Annotated in this window: 1 rRNA gene; it reads left to right on the forward strand. The window is 50.9% G+C overall.

What is annotated here, in order from left to right:
* A 23S ribosomal RNA gene (locus tag AC1RJW_RS29765) occupies window positions 1–552 on the forward strand; the annotation flags it as partial.

Genomic DNA, 552 nt, shown 5'->3' on the forward strand with positions numbered 1-552 from the left:
ATAGGGAAGCCGTAGAGAAATCGAGTCCGAATAGGGCGATCAGTCGCTGGGTGTAGACCCGAAACCAAGTGATCTACTCATGGCCAGGATGAAGGTGCGGTAACACGCCCTGGAGGTCCGAACCCACTAATGTTGAAAAATTAGGGGATGAGCTGTGGGTAGGGGTGAAAGGCTAAACAAACTTGGAAATAGCTGGTTCTCTCCGAAAACTATTTAGGTAGTGCCTCAAGTATCACCATCGGGGGTAGAGCACTGTTATGGCTAGGGGGTCATTGCGACTTACCAAACCATTGCAAACTCCGAATACCGATGAGTGCGAGCTTGGGAGACAGACGTCGGGTGCTAACGTCCGGCGTCAAGAGGGAAACAACCCAGACCGCCAGCTAAGGTCCCAAAGATTGGCTAAGTGGAAAACGAAGTGGGAAGGCTAAAACAGTCAGGATGTTGGCTTAGAAGCAGCCATCATTTAAAGAAAGCGTAATAGCTCACTGATCGAGTCGTCCTGCGCGGAAGATGTAACGGGGCTAAGCCAGTCACCGAAGCTGCGGATAT

This window comes from Janthinobacterium sp. GW822-FHT07A03 (assembly GCF_058798815.1).